This is a genomic window from Methylophilus flavus (assembly GCF_042678905.1).
Taxonomy (GTDB): Bacteria; Pseudomonadota; Gammaproteobacteria; order Burkholderiales; family Methylophilaceae; genus Methylophilus; species Methylophilus flavus.
On the sequence record NZ_JBHTLN010000001.1, the window covers coordinates 1,655,664 to 1,675,889 of the forward strand.

Genomic DNA, 20,226 nt, shown 5'->3' on the forward strand with positions numbered 1-20,226 from the left:
GCAAAAACTTGATATTTGATTGCGTGAATTTCAAAAAAAGGATGTGTAAACACATCCTGAAGTTAGCCCGATTGATGACCATGCCGGGCTAATATATTGAATTTGATTTGCAGCTAGATACCAGCACAGAAATTACTGATAATTACTGATCTCAGGCTTAGTTTGCATCTTCGATGTCCTGAGCATCAGGTTCAAGCAGATCAGGATTATTGATCACTTCCGGCTGAGTGATTGTCGAAATCGAGTCATCTGGATTGTTAATAATTTCCGGATTCAAAATAGTATTTTGTGACATGACCAACTCCTCTATCTCTGGATGTTAAAAATAAATATACATACCGTTTTTATCAAACTCCAGATTAGGAAAATCCCTGATACCCCGTTATCAGGCAATGGCTGATAAACGTGTAAGAATCATCCTGATCAGGGGTATCTGTATGAAAGATATCTGGCGGTGACGATGTCCCACAGCAGCAAAAGGACTCAAGGCAGTACCTTGAGTCCTTTTTTGTCAACGGTGAGTCATGTTAGTCACCAATGGTTTAATGCGTTGGCGACTCTGTCCAATCTTCCATGGCTTCATCACCCGGACGATCAACCACCACTTTGCCATCCTCGATACCGGTCACCCAGCTGGTTGGAATGTAGTGGTGCTGACCTTGCTCGTCTTTTTTGAGCTTGATGGAATCGCTGCCTTCCATATGGTCGACAGTGGCAAACTGGCCACCCTGCGAACAGACGACTGGCATCTCTGGAACAATTTGACTGGTATTCATAGCATTCTCCTTTAATAAATGGGACTACAGATCTTACGAGTGAACTGCCGCTTCCGCATCAAATACATCGCGCAACTGTTTCACCAGATCATGGTTGCGTTTCACGCCTTCTAGCTGGCGGATGACTATGGTGCGGATATCTTGCGGCAAATCGATTTCGAGCGCTTCGCGGTAAGCGGCTAAAGCCACATCTTCGCCCCGCTCTGTCTCATTCAGAACAGCTAAATTATCATTAGCAGTCAACGCGGTTTTAAGATCAATCCAGCGTCTGTGCAAAGTGCCGCCAATGGAAGTGGCATTTACCGATACGCCGCCTAGCGAGGTCACTAATGCCTGCAACTCACGTACACTCTCACCCACTTCTTTTGAACGACGCAGGAAAAAATCTCGCAAGCGTGCATCATCTACATGCCCGGCAGAACTGCGAAAACCTTCTTCACCATCTTTGGATGTTTCAATTAATTCATTCAAGATGGCAATGACATCATTGTTATCAACCATGTGTAATCTCCTGAATCAGATTTAAACAATATGAGATTAAAGTATGGGCGCTGCCATAGGGAGCCTCCATCAGCGTATGCTTAAAAGGCTGTAGGAATTCTCTTTGCGGTTAAGATGTCAGAATTGTTCCGGCATTGAATGACTTATCAATAACAACGACAGGAAACATCATGGAAGCTTCGCTACATACACTCAACAATCTGTTCGCCCAACTCGGCTTGCCGAACAGTGATGAAGAGATTGAGACGTTCATTGAGACGCACAGTCACTTAGCCGGATATCTGACACTGGCTGAAGCGCCTTACTGGACACCAGCACAAGCCGCATTTTTACGCGAAGAGATTTTGAAGGATGCTGACTGGGCAGAAGTGATAGACCAGTTAAATGCCAGGTTGCACAAGAAATAAAAAACCATGCCTGCAAGTGACCACCAGCTCAAGAAATTGAGCTGAGTATTAAAGGCATAATGCTCGATAATCATTATTGCAGCGGCACTGAATGAACTAATCCGGTGTAACACCGAACAAAGAAGAGTCTTCAGCCAGGGGAAGCCGTCATGCCTGCTCGCCTGGGCTACCCTGGCGCCCGCTATTGGGCGCTTTATATTGAAAACGCATGCTTAAGCATCTTCTAAAAACACATTTATTGGCGCTACAAATAACCTGATCATTACAAAAACATGAACAAGCAACCCAATCGTAGCATTCCGATCCACAACAATCATACATTCGTCACCCGTGAGGATATACGCAGCTATTTTCATGAAACTGCAGATATCTATGAAGCCTTGTTTGAGGTGTTAACCAGTGACGAGGCATATTACGTCAAGCCCAATCCTTTAAGACATCCGCTCATTTTTTACTACGGCCATACCAATACTTTTCTCGTCAATAAACTCATCCTGGCCGGGTTGATCACTCAACGTGTGAATCCGCAATTCGAGTCCATGTTTGCAGTAGGCGTCGATGAAATGGGGTGGGATGATGTGAACGAGATGAACTACACCTGGCCGACGCCCGCCGAGGTCAAAGCCTATAGGGCCAGCGTGCGCCAGGTGGTGGATGCGCTGATCAGTACACTGCCGTTTGAGCTGCCGATAACATGGGAGAGTCCGTGGTGGCCCATCCTGATGGGCATAGAACATGAGCGTATCCATCTGGAGACCAGCTCGGTATTGATCCGGCAACACGCATTGCAGTATGTGCAAACAAACCCTGACTGGGCGCCCTGTACGCTGGATGTGCCCGCACCACAAAATAGCCTGGTAGAGATTCCGGCCAGGGATATACAACTCGCTAAATCCACCGATCATTACGGCTGGGACAACGAATACGGCCAGTTCACCGCGCATAGCCCGGCCTTTCAGGCCGCGAAATACCTGACGTCGAATGCAGAATTCTTAAGTTTTGTAGAAGCGGGTGGTTACCACAAGGATGAATACTGGCTGGAAGAAGGCCTGGCCTGGCGGCGGTTTGCGCAGGCTGAACATCCGGCATTCTGGGTAAAACAGGGCGATGGCTGGAAACTGCGGTTAATGACCGAAGAGGTCGATATGCCGTGGAGCTGGCCGGTGGAGGTCAATTACCACGAGGCAAAAGCCTACTGTACCTGGCTATCGGCGCAACTGGGCAAACCGGTACGCATGCCTACCGAGCATGAATGGTATAGTCTCTATGAACACGCGGGTTTGTCTGATGAAAAGGTAGCCGGTAGCACAAATGCCAACCTGTTCCTTGATCATTTTGCATCTTCCTGCCCGGTGAACCAGTTTGCACATGGCGAGTTGTTTGATGTGGTCGGCAATGTCTGGCAATGGACTGAAACGGCTATTTTCCCGTTTGATGGTTTTCAGGTGCATCCTTTATACGATGATTTCACGACACCGACGTTTGATGGCCGCCATAATCTGATCAAAGGCGGCTCTTGGATTTCAACTGGCAACGAGGCACTGAAAAGTGCCCGTTATGCGTTCAGGCGCCATTTTTTCCAACATGCAGGATTCCGCTATATCGTGACCGATACCCCGATTGAAGAAAATGCCTCGCACTACGAATCAGACAAACTGCTGTCGGAATATGCCGAGTTTCATTATGGGGATAGCTACTTTGGCGTGCCCAATTTTTCCAAGGCACTGAGTGATTATGCAATACAACACTTGCAATCCAGGCCTGCTGGTAAAGCACTGGATCTTGGCTGTGCCACCGGGCGTGCCACCTTGGAGTTAGCCAGGCATTTTGACCACGTCACCGGTATTGATTTTTCTGCCCGGTTTATCGGCCTGGCCCTCAAGCTGGCGCAGCAAGGGGTGTTACGTTACACCATGGCCACCGAAGGTGACCTGGTCAGTTACCAGGAACGTAACCTGGCTACGCTTGGCTTGAATGAGGTGGTGGATAAGGTCGCCTTCTGGCAAGGCGATGCCTGTAACCTCAAGCCGCAATTTACCGGCTACGATTTTATTCTCGCGGCCAACCTGATCGACAGGCTCTATAGCCCGCGTCAGTTCCTGAGTGCCATTCATGAGCGCCTGAATATCGGTGGCGTGCTGATGCTCACCTCGCCATATACCTGGCTGGAAGTACACACGCCACGCGAGGAATGGCTAGGCGGCTATAAAAAAGATGGCGAAAACGTGACAACGCTGGACGGCCTGAAAGCGATACTGGGCGAGCGCTTTACCCTGATGCAGCCACCGGTGGATATCCCGTTTGTGATCCGTGAGACCAATCACAAATTCCAGCACACGCTGTCGGAAGTGACATTATGGGAACGCATCAGTTGAGCGGGTTGTTTGATCATCCGATAGCACGCGAGGGTACTGAGTCACTCAAGTACGATGGCAGGCTCGACACCTTCGGCACCGATGACGTGCTACCCATGTGGGTAGCCGATATGGACTTCGCAGTACCCGAAGCCATCAGCCAAGCGCTGCAAGCCCGCGCAAGTCACCCCGTATTTGGCTATTCAATGGCACCGGAAAGCCTGTATCAGGCGCTGATAGACTGGTTGCTGAATACCCATGACTGGCAAGTAAAACGCGAGTGGATTGTGCTGACGCCGGGCGTGGTGCCTTCGCTCAACCTGGTGGTGGCCGCCTTGACTGCCGAGCAGGCTGGCGTGATTGTGCAGCCGCCAGTGTATTTCCCGTTTTTCTCTGCCGTCACCAATCAACATCGTCGTTTGATTGAAAACCCGCTGCGCCTAACAGACGATGGCACCCTTGCTTACCAGATGGATTTGGCACAACTGGAGGAATCTGCAAAAGAGGCAGAGCTGTTGCTGCTGTGCTCACCGCATAATCCGGTTGGCCGCGTCTGGCAGAAAGACGAATTGCACGCGTTGCTGGCGATTGCTGAAAAACACGACCTGACCATTTTAAGCGACGAGATTCATGCCGACCTGGTATACACCGATGCGCAACATACCCCTTTAAGCAGGTTGAGCCTGGACTCTGCATCAACCTCAGAAGCATCGCACCGTATCATCACCGCCGTGTCACCCAGCAAAACCTTTAACATCCCCGGCTTGGGGCTTTCTGCCCTGATCATCCCTAACGAGGCACACCGGCGCGCCATCCAGAAACACCTGCAACGCATGGGCGTTTCCGTCACCAATCCCTTTAATCTGGCGGCGTTTGAAGCGGCCTATCGCGGAGGTGGTGAATGGAGGAAAGCATTAATCGCCTATTTGCAGGACACGCGTGATGAAGCCATCGCATTTATCAACAAGCATCTGCCCGCCATCCGCGTTATTTGCCCGCAAGCCACCTATTTGCTTTGGCTGGATTGCCGTGAATTAAAGCTGGACGATGCCGCGCTAAACCGTTTTTTCATTGAAGAAGCCAAACTGGGCTTATCCCCCGGCGCCATATTTGGCCGCGGTGGCGAAGGCTTTATGCGTATGAATATCGGCACGCCAAAAGCCAATGTGATGGCGGCGCTTTCGCGCTTACAGGCAGCCCTGGCTGAAAGTAATTAAAACGTTTCCACCAATCTAGCAACCCCATCAATACTCACACCGAGAGGTCCATATGCTGCAAATGCGATTGTTCATAGTAGGGATGCTGGTCTGTTGTATGGCGCAAGCCAACACGCTGGAAGAAGCCAAACAAAAGCTGTCGCAAAAAGACTTCGCGGCAGCGCATGCTATTTACTTATCGCTTGCGAACCAGAACGATGCGAAGGCCTGCTACAACCTGGGCCTGATGTACCACGATGGCGACGGCGTGAAGCAAAACATGGATGAAGCCGTGAAATGGTATACAAAATCGGCCGAGTTAAATTACAAAGAGGCCCAGTATATGCTGGCCTCGCTGGTGTTCCGGCGTGAAATTCATAGCATCCCTTATGAAAGAGCGGCGCAATATTATCAGCAAGCGGCAGAGCAAGGCCACGTGAAGTCGCAGCTTAATTTAGGCATGTTGTACTTTAGTGGCGATGTGATCCCGCAAGACCTGGCTGCATCATTCAAATGGCTGAGCCTGGCTGCCAGCAATAACAATAGTGAAGCGCAGGGCTATATGGCGAATATTTATATGCAGGGCATCGGTGTAGAAAAAGATACTGTGAAAGCTGCCATGTGGCTGATGATAGCCACCCAGAATGAAGACAAGCACCTTGCTAATCGTCACAGCAAAATGCTGAATTACACACTAGCGCAACTGACACCGGAGCAGGTCGCCTCTGCCACCCAACTGGCTGCAAAGTGCAAAAACCAGCAACTGAAAGCTTGCTAGACTTGCTTAAACGAAATAGAAAAGGCCGCTAGTGCGGCCTTTGTCATTTTGAGTTTATTGATTATCTTCAGGTAGTTTCCCCGGCTCAACATCCGGTGGTGTTTTCCGGTCGATGGCAGGGTTTTTCGCCAAGTTACCCAAGTTATCTTTTACGTCTTTCTGCTGCCTGGTATCTTTATCCACATTCTTCACTACGGTAGATTTGTCTTCCACGCCTTCCACAGGTACCGCTGAATCAAATGCCATCATCATCTCCAATTCAAGTTATATTTTCACCAGAAGCATCACTACGCTAAAGCTCTTCTGCAGGAATAAAATTTTCTGAATCCTTCAGTGGCTTCTCAACCGATTCATCATAAGGTTCTAAATCGGGATCAACCACAGTATCGTCATCGGAATCAACGACAGCCTCTAATTCAATGTCAGCAATCTCGTTTGGGTCGCTAGCCATCTCACTCTCCTTTTTATCGGGTAGAAATCCGAGTCTAGATATTAGTGAACGTCTGACGCAATATTTATCAGAGATAGGCTGATTATGTTGTGGGACTTTTCAGATGAATATAGATTCAGACAAAGCCGTTTAACAGGTCAAATTGCACTCCAGAGTTGGCTATGGAATCATGGCAACGAGTAACCTCGGTCACACTATGCATATCCATTCGTCATTAGAATGCTCATACGCATTACATAAACCAATATTCTCGCACTCCCTTTCATGGATTAAGGTCTTAGCACTATGTCAAATAATACTCCCACAAACAACTTCCCGGCTGGCTATCAACTCCCTGAAATATGGACCTGGGAGCCGGGCAATGGCGGCACATTTTCAACTATCAACAAACCCACCGCCGGACCTACCCATGAAAAAGCACTGCCCGTCGGCAAGCACCCTCTACAGCTATATTCATTAGGCACACCCAATGGCGTCAAAGTGACCATCATGCTCGAAGAGCTATTGGCGCTCGGCCATCAAGGCGCTGAATACGACGCCTGGCTGATCAAGATACTGGATGGAGACCAGTTCGGCTCCGGCTTTGTCGATATCAACCCTAACTCAAAGATCCCGGCCATGGTGGATCACTCTACCCCTACACCCACGCGCGTGTTTGAAAGCGGCTCCATCCTGCTTTACCTGGCAAAAAAGTTTGATGCCTTTCTGCCAAAAGACCACGAATCAAACACCGAAGCAATGAACTGGTTATTCTGGCAAATGGGTGCCGCCCCTTTCCTGGGTGGTGGCTTCGGTCATTTTTATGCTTATGCGCCTATACATATCAAATACGCGGTCGATCGATTTACCATGGAGGTCAAACGTCAGTTAGACGTGCTAAATAAACACCTGGCGAACAATCGTTTCCTCGCTGGCGATGAATATTCGATTGCGGATATGGCCATCTGGCCGTGGTATGGCACATTAGTGCGCAATGAAGCGTATGGCAATGCAGGCAAGTTTTTAGATGCCGATAGCTACAAGCATCTCAAGCGGTGGTCATCAGAGATCTTTGAGCGCCCTGCTGTGCAACGTGGTCGCATGGTCAATCGCACCACCGGAGAGCCATCCGAGCAACTGCATGAACGCCATGCTGCCACCGACTTTGATACCAACACGCAAGACAAGATTTAACCTAGGCATTGCATAACTGGCCGTTGCATAATAAGCGCAAGCAGTCACAGAGCAAGCAATGACCATGGCCTACGATTTCACCCTCCCACCCGATTACAGTACAGTGCGGCTACAAAACCTGAGTGTGGCCGAGCAAACCAGGCTGCTACCGCAAGTGTTTGCGCTTGCCAGAGAACAGTATCCCGAATGGCCTGCCGAGCAATTGGAGAACTGGCTCGCAGCCTTAGCTGGTGGCAATGAAAACGGCACCAAAATGGCAGTCTCAGTAGTGCTGGATGAACATGGCGATGTCGCCGCCACCAGCGCAATGGAGCTGTATCACAATGGCACTGCCATGATCAACTACAGCCTTGCCCGAAAAAATGCCGACAATTATGCGGCACTCATCTACGCTGCCACTAAAGACATGGCTGCTGGTATCAAAGAGCTACAGGCACGCGGTGAAATCATCCACTTTGTTGGCAAAGAACATCATTTAAAAAGCCTGCGGGCGATTGCAGGCTATTACGCGGTTGGCAATGTGCCGATTGATGGGCCGACTTCGCTGCTGACGGCTAAAGTGAAATATTACGAAGTGGCTTATGGTGACCCGAAAGAGATTGAAAACCAGGCCAGGATAGACCATGCGTTTAAACTGGCCGACCCTAAAACTGGCTATACAGAAGAGGAAGATGTACATCTATGGTTGGTTGGGGACTTTACCCCTAGCGAACCGAACAAGCCACTTGCGGAATCGCTTAGGGCGCTCGCAGAAACTTACGCAAAAGAACACAGCATATTTCGCGAAAAAAATTACCGCTTAGACCCCGGATATAAATCCATATATCGGATAGCTGACCATTTGCCAGCTACAGCTACCTACCAACAAGCAGTATTCGCTTTAAAGCGATGTTCTTTGATATCTATGACAATAACTTAATTATCCAACGGAGGATTCTGTCCAGTATACCTTTTGCTTTTTGTGGACTTAATGTTTTAACTGATTCGAATTTTGGAGAGTTAACCTGTACAGCCTCAATTTCAAGAGACTTGTAATATTTTTCTCTATTTAATATTTCTTTTTTACGACCAGCTTCAATTTTCCTTTCACTCCATTGATCTGCCCAAACGACTTCCCCTCGTCTGATTACATAGTGAGATTTACATTTTTGCTGCCAATTACCAATCGAAGGCCACAGACTTGGTCCTTCATAGTCCTCATCTATTGACCATTCACTTACTCCCAATGGAGTACGTACCTTTACCCCACAGCCACACGCACACAAATGGGCCGCAGTATGATACTCGTAAGAAACATACAAAACTCCAGGTACTAATTGCTGGGGCATGTATTTAACTTTCTCCAATTTAATCTTCACTAAATTTGTCCAATGAATTAATTTTTAGATCCTCTAATCCAAATAAGATATGCAGATAAGGCTTAGATTGAGTATAAAAATTTTTTACCTGTTTATATTTAATAATAGCGAGGCTGGCATTTATTGCATTCAATTCAGCAATTTGGATGTTTGTTCTGTACAAGTCATCCGGTCTGTCAGACATTTCGGCAAGTTGATAATTGAGCATTTCTTGTGCTTTATCAGGCGGGAAGTATGTAACTCTCGCCATTCCATTCAACCCAACATCTCTTCTATTTAGGCCCATTCCCACGTCGATAAATGGTATTCCTACCTTAATTAATAAATCAAAGATTTTTCGCCTAGATGAGCCTTTATCAACGCAGACAAATGCAAAGGTTAAGCCTTTAACATCCTCTATGCATGTTTCATCAATAAATTTAGGTATCAAAGTTAAACCATGGCGGAAATTCTTGTATCTTCCTTCATAAACCTCAGATTTTGATTTTCCAAACTCATCTGTTTCCACTTTTCCAGGAGACCGAAAGGCATTATGAACATGGTATTTATCTAAATCAAAACCTTTAATTTCCTTCACTGGCATTTTGATTAAAAAGTCTAAAAGGTATGATCCCGTCCCCCCCAAGCCAATAATGCCTATTACCTCATCCTTCAATTTACTTGAAAGGTCGAGGATTTCAGCTCGACTAGTAAGTGTATCTTGAAATTTAAAAACACTTTCTTCAGAAGAACTTGTATTTGACTTAAAGGTATAAGGATTTGCCTCGAATTTCTCAATAGCTGGTCCCGAAATTACTCTAGTATAGCTTTCTAATTTTTCATAAAAATCAGCAAATGGAATCAAAACTCCATCAGCTCCTCTTGGTTTGTTCGAGAAGGAACGCTCTACAACAACATCATGGCAAGCTTCACCTAAACTCAGAGTAACTGCACCGCCGCCCAAATTAGCAATAGGTTGCCCATCTAATTGATGAGGATGAGAACCTGCAAAGAAAATTTGGTGATCCTCTTGAGTTACCTTCGTTTCATCAATTAGAACCATTTTTGTAACGAATGCTCCAATTCTAAGGCTCGCTGCATTATCGATGTAAGGTATATCCCTAACTACCATGTAACCATTGTCGAAAGAGACCGCGTAGCCTCTTTCAACCAGTTTGGCAATGTCGGGATTATGACTGACCAGTTTCTGAAACATTGAAAACCATCCCTTCTCTGACACTAACTGATGAGCCGGCTACCAAAATTCCTTCAGGCCTGTTTGGGTCAGCATTGCTAAATGTAACTGAATAAGTGATTTCAGGGTGCTGAGGGTATGTTGGCACTTCCAATGTCACAACTTGCGCATATGAAATCTTTGTGCCAAACGGCCATTGATGAGGCGTACCTTCAACAATGATTGTTACTGTTTTTGAGTCTTGAGCCATAGCGGCCTCCTAATAAAGTTCGCAATTTAGATAATGTTTGTTCGATATACCGAACATTTGACAATCATAAACTCACGAGTTTTACATGTCAACAAAAAAAATTCGGCACAACGATATTTTTTGTTTTAATATATAATTCGCGCTTTTTCTCATCGGGCTCGGTGAATTTATAGAGGAGAAAAACTTATGGCTACTGGACTTGGCGATAAAATATTCCAACTTAGAAAAGATAAGAAGTTAACTCTTGATGCTCTAGCGGAGAAAGCTGGATTGAGTAAGAGTTATTTATGGGAATTGGAGAATAGGGAGTCCCCAAGACCCTCCGCAGAAAAACTAAGCGCAATTGCTGATGTACTTGGGGTAGCAACTTCTTATTTTATGGAAGAAGATGTCAGGGTGCCTGAAGAGAGGCATGTTGATGAGGCATTTTTTAGAAACTATAAAAATTTAGACTCCGATGCAAAAGAACAGCTAAGAAAGATTCTTGATACTTTCAAAAAAGAATGAACTCTCCACTTTGGACACCGAATAAGGCCGCTATCAAACTGATCAAAGTTATTGATCAATTTAGTGCTATACATGCTTTAGATCGCTTTCCTACAGACATTCCGGCGATTGCATTAGAGACAGCTAACATTTTTGGATGGGATGATCCAATCACCATCGTAAAAGGTGTAGACATTAAAAAATTTGATGGGGCACTAATGCCTGATGAGGACCGCAAGAAATGGTTACTTCTGTACAACCAATCACTTGACTCACTTGGCAGAATTAGATTCACTCAAGCTCATGAACTTGGTCACTATATTTTGCATAGGACGTTGAGAGATAATTTCCAATGTGGAGACTCTAATGTACTGTCTTGGCCCGGTGATGAAGAGAATATTGAAACGCAGGCAGATGAATTCGCATCATCGCTTCTTATGCCGATAAATGATTTTAGAGAGCAAACTAATACAGATATAAATTTAGATGTCCTCAGCTTTTGCGCGTCACGGTATGGCGTTTCATTAACCGCTACAGTTTTAAAATGGATAAAATTGACTTTAGAAAGTGCAGTTTTGATTCTATCTAAAAGTGGATATATAGAGTGGGCTTGGTCTAGTGCTTCAGCCATGAAGGCAGGAGCCTACTTCAAAACACAAGGCAATATCATCGAAGTGCCTCAAGGCACCCTGGCTGCAGATGAAAGCTTACCTAATGAAATGTTTGGCAAGAATATAGCTGCGGCGAGCTGGTTTAAAAATTCGGCCGACAAGGATTCGGAAATAAAAGAAATGAAGGTTTTGATGGATAAGTATGAAAGAGTACTTACGCTTCTGGTACTTTCTAAAAACACTTCGGTTTGGCCTGAATGGTCAAATAATTAACAAAAAATCCATTTAGCTAACTCTTGGCGGATTCACATTTCCTTAACTAAATAATGCGGAGATATTTTAAGAAGTAATCCCATGCAATTGCTTGCATTATTCAAATTATGAATTTGATCATTTAGCATTCAGTAGTTAAAAGAATAGTAGCTAGTTAGCCTGAAACACCACTTTAGCCCAAATAAAAAACCCACCAGCCTTCGCAGAAGAATAATCCAGCTCCACCACTTTCAACTTATCGCCTATCTTCGAAACCGTAGTCACCGGCGCTTTTGAATGCCACTGATCATTGGTGACTGCGCGGATGTAGACGTCATCTTTCACTGTCACCACATCATCCGGTTTGATTGGCCATATTGCGGTAGTAGTGGGTGAGCCGCCGTCTTGCCATTGGGTTTTATTTTTATCCACGCGCCCCAGGAAAACCCAGCCTGCGGATGGCAATATTTGCGGGGCAACGCGCTCTGCTTTGAGGATGGCTTCTTTAAAGTTTTGATCGACGGGTTTATTGGATGCTTCGACGGGTGCTTCATCTGAGTTGGTGCTGGTGGAAGCAACCACTTGTGCGGTGACTTTCTCCTGGGCTTTGGCGATGATTTCTTTTTCTTCAGCCACTTCAACCGTGAACCCCCAGCCGCCGAATTTACTCAGGCCGCTTTCTTTAAGAAATGACTTGATATAGCTGGGCTGGAAAAAGCATATCGCGATCAATAGCGTGATCAGGATATCCCTGGCCAGGGATGAAAACTCTTTTAAATAGAATAAGGCTGCGACCTTTTTTGGTTCTTCACTCATGGCTCTCTCCCTTTTTTATTATGTGAGAAAAACGTATTTACGCCGGGCAAAAAAAATGCGGGTTAACGCATGACCTTTATTTAACCACCACTACAAATCAAACGCTCATCAATCAGGAAATCATTTAATACGAAACTGATTTACGCATCTGCTGAAACTGTCTTCAATATAATAACTCCAATCACGAATTCAGGTTTGAATGGCGCAGTAAAGTCCATCCGCTAAAGCACAAAATTGGCAACGGATGTAAATAAGGCTATAAAATCGTCTTAAGTGCAGTTAAACATTGATTGAAGCAAGGGGACGCATCCATGCGGATGGCTGATGTAATCGATTCACATTTGGACGACATTCTGAAAGAGTGGGATGCATTCATCGCGTCGCAGTTTTCATCTGCCGCAAACACAAATGCATTGGCGGGACGTGACCACCGCTCTGAAATTCTTCGTGCGATTGCCGCAGACTTGCGCCAGCCACAAACCGGTGCCGCCAGTATCGATAAATCGCGAGTATTGGCACCGGCTGTAAAAAGTGCGCCGGAAACCGGCGCTGAAATGCATGGCAGGATGCGGGCTGAAGAAGGGTTTTCCATCACCGAAATTGTGAGCGAATATCGCGCCCTGCGTGCCACAGTGATGCGGTTATGGGCAATCACTAAAACGCCGTTATCCGATGCCACGGCCATAGAGGATGTGACGCGCTTTAACGAGGCGCTAGACCAGGCGATTGCCGAATCTGTGGATTACTTCAACCATGTGTTTTCCAGCGAGCGCATTGAACGTGACACCTTAGATAAAGAGCTTAAGCTCAATCGCGGGCGGCTCGAATACGCAAGCCGTCTCTCGCATGTAGGTTTCTGGTATTGCGACCTGCCCTTTGACGTTCTGGAATGGGACGAGCAGGTTAAAAATCATTTTTTTGTGGCGCCGACAGCGACGGTCACGATTGAAGACTTCTACGACAGGATCCACCCTGAGGATAGGGAACTCACCAGGCTGGCGATTGCAGAATCGATCAGCAGCCGGAATGCCTATGACATCATCTATCGCACAGTGAACCCGATGACGTATGAGGTAAAGTGGATTCGGGCACTCGGGGGCACCGATTACGACGCTGACGGTAACCCTATCCATTTTGACGGTATCACCGTGGACGTGACGGCGCAAAAACTGGTTGAGATGCGCGTGGCCGAAAGTGAAGCCCGACACCGTGGCGTGATCACGAATATGGATGAAGCGTTCGCCCTGTTTGACCCGGATTTCAACATTGTTGAAGTCAATGACGCCACTTGCAAGTTTGTAAATATGTCCCGCTCGCAAATGCTCGGCGCTAATCATTGGCAGCTTTTTCCGGAAACATACAACTCTGAAATCGGCCTGATGTACAGGCAGGTGCAACTGGATGGGCAATCTAAATTCCTGGAACATTATTATGTGTTCCCGGACGGCCGGACATTCTGGTTCGAGGTGCGGGCTTTCAAGGTCGGGGATGGTGTGGCGGTACTTTTCCGCGACATCACCAGAAGAATCAAACTGATTGAAGCGCTGAAAGAGTCCGATAAGCGCAAGGACGAGTTTCTTGCCATGCTAGCCCATGAGCTGCGTAATCCCCTGGCGCCGATTGTGACGGCAGGGGAGATTCTCTGGCGCATTTCCAAGGCGAATGAGTCGGTGGCTACCCCCGCTGCCATCATCCGCCGGCAAGCCAAACATATGACGCGGCTGATTGATGACCTGCTGGATGTCTCCCGCGTCACGCAAGGCCATATTCACCTGCAAAAAGAGGTGATCAATATCTCTGATGTGATTGCCCAGGCGGTAGAAATGTGCGAGCCGCAATTGCAGGCAAAGCACCAGTACCTGACCACCACATCCCCTCCTTCACTGTTTGTAGAAGGCGATATGGCACGGCTGGTGCAATGCGTTGCGAATATCCTGACCAATGCCATCAAATATTCCGAAACCTACACTGAAATCAAGATCAACGTCCGCAGTGAAGAAGCTGAGGTGGTGATTGAAGTGGCTGATACTGGTAGTGGCATTGCCCCTGAAATGCTGCCGCAGATTTTCGAGCTGTTCGTGCAAAGTCAGGTGACTCTGGATAGGTCCCAGGGCGGGTTGGGCATCGGCCTGGCAATTGTGGAGCGCCTGATCACCATGCACGGCGGCCGTGTCAGCGCTTTCAGCATGGGTGAAGGGCTAGGCTCCACATTCGAAATTCGACTGCCGCGTGTAATCTCTTCAAGGACGACTGATAATGAGGCCATCGAAGCCAAATCAGCGCCTGTGCGCATTCTGATAGTCGACGACAACGTGGATGCAGCCGATACGTTGCTGATGATCACTGGCATGCTGGGGCATGTTTCTCTGGCTGTGCATAGTGCGCATGAAGCACTCTCCAGTATTGATAATTTCAAGCCCAATATCATGTTGATTGATATCGGCCTGCCTGGTATGGATGGTTATGAATTGGTACAGCGACTTGGAGAGTTGCCGTCAGGCCAAGGCGTAAGAAAAATTGCTCTGACGGGCTATGGGCAATATGAAGACAAACAGCGTGCTTTTGATGCCGGGTTTGACGAACATCTGGTAAAGCCGGTCGAGATTGAAAAATTGGAATCGGTTATAAACGGTAGTGAAAGTGTGGTGAATTGAATGAAACAGGTGTTTCTTGAGGAAAGATATGTGCAAACTACATAAGCTGCAACTCACTGACTGAATGGACTCTTACACAAAACATTGGAGGTAAGGGGCTGGCGACATCCGTGGTTTAACCTTCGTTATTAATAGTTGTTTATTTAAAGCGCAATTTCGCCAGTCCCGCTTGACTGAATGGTTAGAGCACATTTTTGCAAATAGCAAACTCCGGCTCACCAACTTTCTGTGCAAATTTCTTTGCGCTGACTTTTCTGAATGGTCTGGAGGTCTTGAGCTGTACCACTTTATTACATGCAGTCTCTCTTGTTATGTAAAAGTGGTTACCGCATAGCAACAAGGGGGCATGATTAGGGGTGCCAAATTTTGGGCACTTTGTCGCACTACCTGCCCCACACTCCAAACGGACTAAGAGCACATTGTCTTTTGCTTCACCTTTTAAATGGTTTTCGTACTGACTACCTGAAGCAAAGCTTGAACCCATTCCACAAACCATAGAACCCTGCTGTCTAAGCATGTAACCAGAACAAACTTCTGCACCCTGATAAGACTCACAATCAAGCCAATGACCTGAAAAGTCGACTTTCGGGGTTGCGGTAACAGAATCATTCAGAAATAACATCGAACAAAACAAAATGAGTCGGAGTGACTGGTTCATATGCGCTCTAACGTGTGAAGTAAGGAACTGGCGACATTGATTGCTCAACCCTCGTTATTAATAAACATTTCATAAAAATACTTTTCCGCCTGTCTCGTTTGACTGATGGGTTAGTGATATGTACCAATAACAAAATAAGAACTACCCGATTTGGTGATCACTTTTGTTAGTTTAACCTTTTGACCAATATGGTATGTTTCATTTGGGCACCGTATTGGTATGGTTTGAGTTTCAACTTCAAAAAAACAGAGCCGCCCTGCTCTTGGTTCCCCACTACTTTTGAAAATACCAACTACTGGAAATTTTGATGAGTTCTGAAATTCGTTTACTTTTTCTGTTGCGAACCAATAGTAATTAATAAAAGCTATTACTAAGATTACTAAAAAGCATATTGGCAATAAAAAAGTCTTCTTAAAATACCACCAGTCTAGTTTTTTCTTATTAGCCTCCAGCATAAGGCCCCTAACGTTTGAATTATGGGGCTGGCTTTAGCCAGTCCCGCTTTAATGATGGGTTAGGCATGCGAGCCCTATGCGTCAAAGCTCCCATCCCAAGGCTTAAAGAATGCAAAGTCGTTTGGTAGCAGATGCACACTTTCATAATTTTCTTCGGGGTGAGATGCATCTACGAGACCAAAAGTAAACCCGTCAATCTGAACCGAAAACAGTTCTACCTCAACATCACAAAATTGACTATTTTTAAGACCACTCACCATTTCATCACGAAATTTTCTTGCACGCGTCATAAAAACAGCCTCACCATCGGACTCTGTACCTGCGAATATAACCTCAGTTTTTACATGGCAGCCTTCTGCTGTGAAAGTATGTAATACAGCATACCAGCGTTTTTGCTCTTTCCAATTTCTAGGTATTGGCAAAGGTAACGTTGCGGTAATTAAAGCCATGAACTGACCTTGTTCGTATTTTCCAATTGTTTTCGTATAGTAATCTGGAATTCTTTTAATTTTTATTCTAGATGGAACAGCCAAAATACACTCCAATTTGCCTAACGTTTGAATTAAGGGGCTGGCGACAATGGTGGCTCAACCCTCATTATTAAAAATTTATCATCCAGGACTTTCGCCAGTCCCTTTATTGCAGCTTATGATGACAAATTGCTATGGTGTAACTCACAAAAGAAAAGGGGCTCAATGCCCCTTTTTGATTAACCACACTTACTATCCCCGCAGTTCAGACAAGTCATGCAACCATCCATCAGTATGCTTGCTTTGGTATTACACTTTTTGCAAAGCTGGGCACCTTTGGGGAAGCCTTCGTCGTTGGACTCGTCACCTGACTTGGCATGTTTTTCCAGGTATTCGGCTTTTTTCTCTTCCACCAGTTTTTGCTGGTGTTCATCCAGACCCGGTTTTTTCAGCATGCCGATTTCCTGCAGGTGGGTTTCTACTACTTCGCCGATCTCGGCCACCAGGCTAGGCACGAACTTGCCGCCTTTTTTGAAATAGCCGCCTGAAGGTTCAAACACGCTTTTCAGCTCTTCTACCAGGAAGGTGACATCGCCACCTTTACGGAACACGGCGGACATGACGCGGGTCAGCGCGACGATCCACTGGAAGTGTTCCATGTTTTTGGAGTTGATGAAGATCTCGAACGGGCGGCGGTGCTCTTGTGGCGTGCCCTGGTTCATGATGACGTCGTTGATGGTGATGTAGAGCGCGTGCTCGGTCACCGGCGTTTTGATCTTGTAGGTGTTACCCACAAGCATATCCGGGCGGCTTAGCGGTTCGCCCATCTGGATAACATTCGTTGCAGCCGCTGCTGCGGCTTCAGTTGCTTTTTTGTCTTCATCGGTCACCAGTTTGTAGGCGGTGATTTTTTTGTCGATCTTGATTGCCATGTTGTTCTCCCTATTGGAGTAATCAGTTCTTTATAAATTCATAATCTAAACGTGATCCAAAATTCTGGATGGTTGCCACTACCTTTGAATTAGGCAAGTTTATAGAGCAGCGGACTTTTAGTCCGCTTGGCTCTAATTAAAACTTGCCATAATAGCCCTCTTTGAAAGCATCAAAGAGGTTTGCGGCGGTGTGGATTTCTCCGTCATATTCAATCTCTTCATTCCCTTTGGCTTCGATCTCGGTGCCATCTTCCAGCGTGAACTTGTAAGTCGTGCTTTCGAGGTCTTTCTCGGTCACCAATACACCCTGGAATGCTTCCGGATTAAAGCGGAAAGTCGTGCAACCTTTCAGGCCCTTGTCATAGGCGTAGAGGTAGATGTTCTTGAAATCCTCAAAGTCGTAATCGGTCGGCACGTTAATGGTTTTGGAGATGGAGCTATCAATCCATTTTTGCGCAGCGGCCTGGATATCCACGTGGGCTTTCGCCATGATGGTGGATGAATCGAGGAAGTAATCCGGTAATTGCTCTTCCGGCTTGTCGCTGAACGGCATGGCGTTGGCATTCACCAGTTCGCGGTAAGCCAGCAGCTCGTAGCTGAATACATCGACTTTTTCTTTGGACTTTTTGCCTTCACGGATCACGTTACGCGCATAGTGGTGAGCAAAGCTAGGCTCGATACCGTTGCTGGCGTTGTTGGCCAGGCTTAGGGAAATGGTGCCGGTAGGCGCGATGGAGCTGTGATGCGTGAAGCGTACACCCTTGGTCGCAATCTGGTTACGCAGACCTTCTGGGAACTGTTGCATGTAGCGGCTGTATTTACCGAGCAGGATTTTACCGGCGAGTTTCTGGCCGACCTTGATGCCATCGGCGGCCATTTCAGGGCGCAGGCGCAGCATGTCGGCAGTCACTTCGAATTTCTCGTCCATGATTGGGGCCGGGCCTTTTTCTTCAGCCAGCTGCACACCTACTTCCCAGCCCACTTCGGCCATGATGCGGGTGACTTCTTCCGTGAATTTCACTGAATCTTCTTCACCATATTTCATTTTCAGCATGGTGAGTGTGGAGCCCAGGCCCAGGTAGCCCATGCCGTGACGGCGTTTGCGGGCGATTTCCTGGCGTTGCTGCTCCAGGGGCAGGCCGTTGATTTCAACCACGTTATCCAGCATGCGGGTGAAGACGCCAACCACTTCGCGGTATTCGTCCCAGTCGAAATGCGCTTCTGCGGTGAATGGCTTGCGTACGAACCTGGTCAGGTTGACGGAACCCAGCAGGCAGGCGCCATAAGGTGGCAATGGCTGCTCGCCACATGGGTTGGTCGCGCGGATGTTTTCGCAGAACCAGTTGTTGTTCATCTCGTTGACGCGGTCGATCAGGATAAAGCCTGGCTCGGCGAAGTCATAAGTGGAAGACATGATCACATCCCACAGGCGGCGCGCCTTGATGGTTTTGTAGATGCGGCAGGCGACCTTGCCTGCATCAGGGCCATCGACCTTGCTCAGGTATTTGTGTTTGACCGGCCAGTCACGCCACACCACTTGTGACTCGTCGTTGACGTTCAGGCCATCAATAATCGCTTCTTTCTCGGTGACCGGGAAAGCCAGGCGCCATTCGTCATCGGCTTTCACCGCTTCCATGAATTCCTTGGTGATCAGGCAGCTCAGGTTGAACTGGCGCAAACGGCCGTTTTCACGCTTGGCCTTGATAAAGTCAGTCACGTCGGGATGCGAAATATCAAAGGTTGCCATTTGCGCGCCACGACGGCCACCGGCGGAAGACACGGTGAAACACATCTTGTCGTAGATATCCATAAACGACAGCGGGCCGGAAGTGTAGGCACCGGCACCGGCGACAAACGCACCTTTCGGACGCAGCGTGGAGAACTCGTAACCAATACCGCAACCGGCTTTCAGGGTCAGGCCAGCTTCGTGCACTTTGCCCAGGATGTCATCCATGCTGTCTTCCACCACGCCGGATACCGTGCAGTTAATGGTAGAGGTGGCAGGCTTGTGCTCTAAGGCACCGGCATTGGAGGTAATGCGCCCGGCAGGAATCGCGCCGCGGCGTAATGCCCACAGGAATTTCTCATGCCACTCGACTTTTTTCTCGTCTGAAGTTTCGACATCAGCCAGTGCACGGGCGACACGGCTATAGGAATCATCCATATCCAGATCGACATGCTCGCCGGTTTTAGTTTTGAGGCGGTATTTTTTATCCCAGATATCCAGCGAGACAGGCTGCACCGGGATCTCCACTGCACCCTCTTCTGAATAAACCCTCTTCGTTTCAACTGCTTTTAGCATTGATCTTCTCCATACCTTGGTGTTTCTTATGATTTGACACATCAGTCTGTAAGCACCAAGGCTTGAGCGACTGACATCGCTTTTTGGAACGCTTTCTGAACCCGCCGGGCGAGCATTTGCATACTCGTCAATGCACGCGCTACAAATAGCAGCACTTCAGCGGCTTAACACA

Annotated in this window: 22 protein-coding genes; 9 read left to right on the top strand and 13 right to left on the bottom strand. The window is 47.2% G+C overall.

Annotated elements, in window-relative coordinates:
• Positions 1-157: 157 nt before the first annotated feature.
• From ACFQ2T_RS08180 to ACFQ2T_RS08190, 3 genes are all read right to left on the bottom strand, one after another.
• Positions 158-295: a hypothetical protein gene (locus tag ACFQ2T_RS08180; protein ID WP_379032919.1), complete on the bottom strand. Its 138-nt coding sequence runs from the start codon at positions 293-295 to the stop codon at positions 158-160.
• Positions 296-542: 247 nt separating this feature from the next.
• Positions 543-776 carry a DUF2171 domain-containing protein gene (locus tag ACFQ2T_RS08185; protein ID WP_379032922.1) on the bottom strand — a complete coding sequence of 78 codons (234 nt, stop codon included), beginning with the start codon at positions 774-776 and terminating at the stop codon, positions 543-545.
• A 33-nt stretch (positions 777-809) separates the two neighbouring features.
• Positions 810-1,277 carry a PA2169 family four-helix-bundle protein gene (locus ACFQ2T_RS08190; RefSeq protein ID WP_379032925.1) on the bottom strand — a complete coding sequence of 156 codons (468 nt, stop codon included), beginning with the start codon at positions 1,275-1,277 and terminating at the stop codon, positions 810-812.
• A gap of 170 nt (positions 1,278-1,447) precedes the next feature.
• Here ACFQ2T_RS08190 and ACFQ2T_RS08195 point away from each other — a divergent pair, with 170 nt between their 5' ends.
• The 4 genes from ACFQ2T_RS08195 (at position 1,448) to ACFQ2T_RS08210 (ending at position 6,012) form a co-directional block, all read left to right on the top strand.
• Complete coding sequence (locus ACFQ2T_RS08195; RefSeq protein WP_379032928.1) at positions 1,448-1,684, top strand: DUF2789 domain-containing protein; 237 nt, start codon at positions 1,448-1,450, stop codon at positions 1,682-1,684.
• A gap of 272 nt (positions 1,685-1,956) precedes the next feature.
• A complete protein-coding gene (gene ovoA, locus ACFQ2T_RS08200; protein WP_379032931.1) occupies positions 1,957-4,059 on the top strand; it encodes a 5-histidylcysteine sulfoxide synthase in 2,103 nt (700 codons plus the stop codon).
• Positions 4,041-5,255 carry a MalY/PatB family protein gene (locus ACFQ2T_RS08205; RefSeq protein ID WP_379032934.1) on the top strand — a complete coding sequence of 405 codons (1,215 nt, stop codon included), beginning with the start codon at positions 4,041-4,043 and terminating at the stop codon, positions 5,253-5,255. The genes ovoA and ACFQ2T_RS08205 overlap by 19 nt, the downstream gene beginning before the upstream one ends.
• Positions 5,256-5,352: 97 nt before the next feature.
• The gene (locus ACFQ2T_RS08210) at positions 5,353-6,012 is read left to right on the top strand and encodes a tetratricopeptide repeat protein (protein WP_379032937.1); all 660 of its coding nucleotides are present in this window, start codon (positions 5,353-5,355) and stop codon (positions 6,010-6,012) included.
• A 54-nt stretch (positions 6,013-6,066) separates the two neighbouring features.
• Here the strand turns inward: ACFQ2T_RS08210 and ACFQ2T_RS08215 are convergent, their stop codons facing one another.
• Together ACFQ2T_RS08215 and ACFQ2T_RS08220 are read right to left on the bottom strand one after the other, a co-directional pair.
• Positions 6,067-6,258, bottom strand: a complete 192-nt coding sequence (locus tag ACFQ2T_RS08215) for a hypothetical protein (RefSeq protein ID WP_379032940.1) — start codon at positions 6,256-6,258, stop codon at positions 6,067-6,069.
• A 46-nt stretch (positions 6,259-6,304) separates the two neighbouring features.
• Positions 6,305-6,463: a hypothetical protein gene (locus ACFQ2T_RS08220; protein ID WP_379032942.1), complete on the bottom strand. Its 159-nt coding sequence runs from the start codon at positions 6,461-6,463 to the stop codon at positions 6,305-6,307.
• A 285-nt stretch (positions 6,464-6,748) separates the two neighbouring features.
• On the opposite strand from ACFQ2T_RS08220, the gene yghU reads away from it, so the two are divergent.
• Together yghU and ACFQ2T_RS08230 are read left to right on the top strand one after the other, a co-directional pair.
• Positions 6,749-7,636, top strand: a complete 888-nt coding sequence (gene yghU, locus ACFQ2T_RS08225) for a glutathione-dependent disulfide-bond oxidoreductase (protein ID WP_379032945.1) — start codon at positions 6,749-6,751, stop codon at positions 7,634-7,636.
• A 64-nt stretch (positions 7,637-7,700) separates the two neighbouring features.
• Positions 7,701-8,555 (top strand): hypothetical protein, encoded by an 855-nt coding sequence (locus tag ACFQ2T_RS08230; RefSeq protein ID WP_379032948.1) that lies wholly within the window; start codon positions 7,701-7,703, stop codon positions 8,553-8,555.
• Here ACFQ2T_RS08230 and ACFQ2T_RS08235 read toward each other — a convergent pair.
• The 3 genes from ACFQ2T_RS08235 to ACFQ2T_RS08245 are packed head-to-tail and all read right to left on the bottom strand — an operon-like array spanning position 8,539 to position 10,418.
• Positions 8,539-8,964 (bottom strand): DUF6527 family protein, encoded by a 426-nt coding sequence (locus tag ACFQ2T_RS08235; protein ID WP_379032951.1) that lies wholly within the window; start codon positions 8,962-8,964, stop codon positions 8,539-8,541. The genes ACFQ2T_RS08230 and ACFQ2T_RS08235 overlap by 17 nt on opposite strands.
• A gap of 19 nt (positions 8,965-8,983) precedes the next feature.
• A complete protein-coding gene (locus ACFQ2T_RS08240; protein WP_379032954.1) occupies positions 8,984-10,189 on the bottom strand; it encodes a ThiF family adenylyltransferase in 1,206 nt (401 codons plus the stop codon).
• Complete coding sequence (locus ACFQ2T_RS08245) at positions 10,164-10,418, bottom strand: multiubiquitin domain-containing protein (RefSeq protein WP_379032957.1); 255 nt, start codon at positions 10,416-10,418, stop codon at positions 10,164-10,166. Before ACFQ2T_RS08245 ends, ACFQ2T_RS08240 begins: the two co-directional genes overlap by 26 nt.
• A 186-nt stretch (positions 10,419-10,604) precedes the next feature.
• On the opposite strand from ACFQ2T_RS08245, the gene ACFQ2T_RS08250 reads away from it, so the two are divergent.
• Complete coding sequence (locus ACFQ2T_RS08250; protein ID WP_379032960.1) at positions 10,605-10,925, top strand: helix-turn-helix domain-containing protein; 321 nt, start codon at positions 10,605-10,607, stop codon at positions 10,923-10,925.
• Complete coding sequence (locus tag ACFQ2T_RS08255; RefSeq protein WP_379032963.1) at positions 10,922-11,788, top strand: ImmA/IrrE family metallo-endopeptidase; 867 nt, start codon at positions 10,922-10,924, stop codon at positions 11,786-11,788. The genes ACFQ2T_RS08250 and ACFQ2T_RS08255 overlap by 4 nt, the downstream gene beginning before the upstream one ends.
• Positions 11,789-11,938: 150 nt before the next feature.
• Here ACFQ2T_RS08255 and ACFQ2T_RS08260 read toward each other — a convergent pair whose 3' ends face one another.
• On the bottom strand, positions 11,939-12,583 hold the full coding sequence (locus ACFQ2T_RS08260; protein ID WP_379032966.1) for a hypothetical protein: 645 nt from the start codon (positions 12,581-12,583) through the stop codon (positions 11,939-11,941).
• A 317-nt stretch (positions 12,584-12,900) separates the two neighbouring features.
• Between ACFQ2T_RS08260 and ACFQ2T_RS08265 the strand changes: the two genes are divergently transcribed.
• Positions 12,901-15,237 carry an ATP-binding protein gene (locus ACFQ2T_RS08265; RefSeq protein WP_379032969.1) on the top strand — a complete coding sequence of 779 codons (2,337 nt, stop codon included), beginning with the start codon at positions 12,901-12,903 and terminating at the stop codon, positions 15,235-15,237.
• A gap of 181 nt (positions 15,238-15,418) precedes the next feature.
• Here the strand turns inward: ACFQ2T_RS08265 and ACFQ2T_RS08270 are convergent, their stop codons facing one another.
• The 4 genes from ACFQ2T_RS08270 to ACFQ2T_RS08285 all read right to left on the bottom strand — a co-directional run bounded on the left by ACFQ2T_RS08270 (position 15,419) and on the right by ACFQ2T_RS08285 (position 20,054).
• Complete coding sequence (locus ACFQ2T_RS08270; protein ID WP_379032972.1) at positions 15,419-15,895, bottom strand: hypothetical protein; 477 nt, start codon at positions 15,893-15,895, stop codon at positions 15,419-15,421.
• A 529-nt stretch (positions 15,896-16,424) separates the two neighbouring features.
• Positions 16,425-16,883: a hypothetical protein gene (locus tag ACFQ2T_RS08275; RefSeq protein WP_379032974.1), complete on the bottom strand. Its 459-nt coding sequence runs from the start codon at positions 16,881-16,883 to the stop codon at positions 16,425-16,427.
• A 176-nt stretch (positions 16,884-17,059) separates the two neighbouring features.
• Entirely contained in the window at positions 17,060-17,752 is a 693-nt protein-coding gene (locus ACFQ2T_RS08280; RefSeq protein ID WP_379032976.1) for a TSCPD domain-containing protein, read from the bottom strand.
• Between the two features lie 136 nt (positions 17,753-17,888).
• The gene (locus ACFQ2T_RS08285) at positions 17,889-20,054 is read right to left on the bottom strand and encodes an adenosylcobalamin-dependent ribonucleoside-diphosphate reductase (protein ID WP_379032979.1); all 2,166 of its coding nucleotides are present in this window, start codon (positions 20,052-20,054) and stop codon (positions 17,889-17,891) included.
• Between the last annotated feature and the right edge of the window lie 172 nt (positions 20,055-20,226).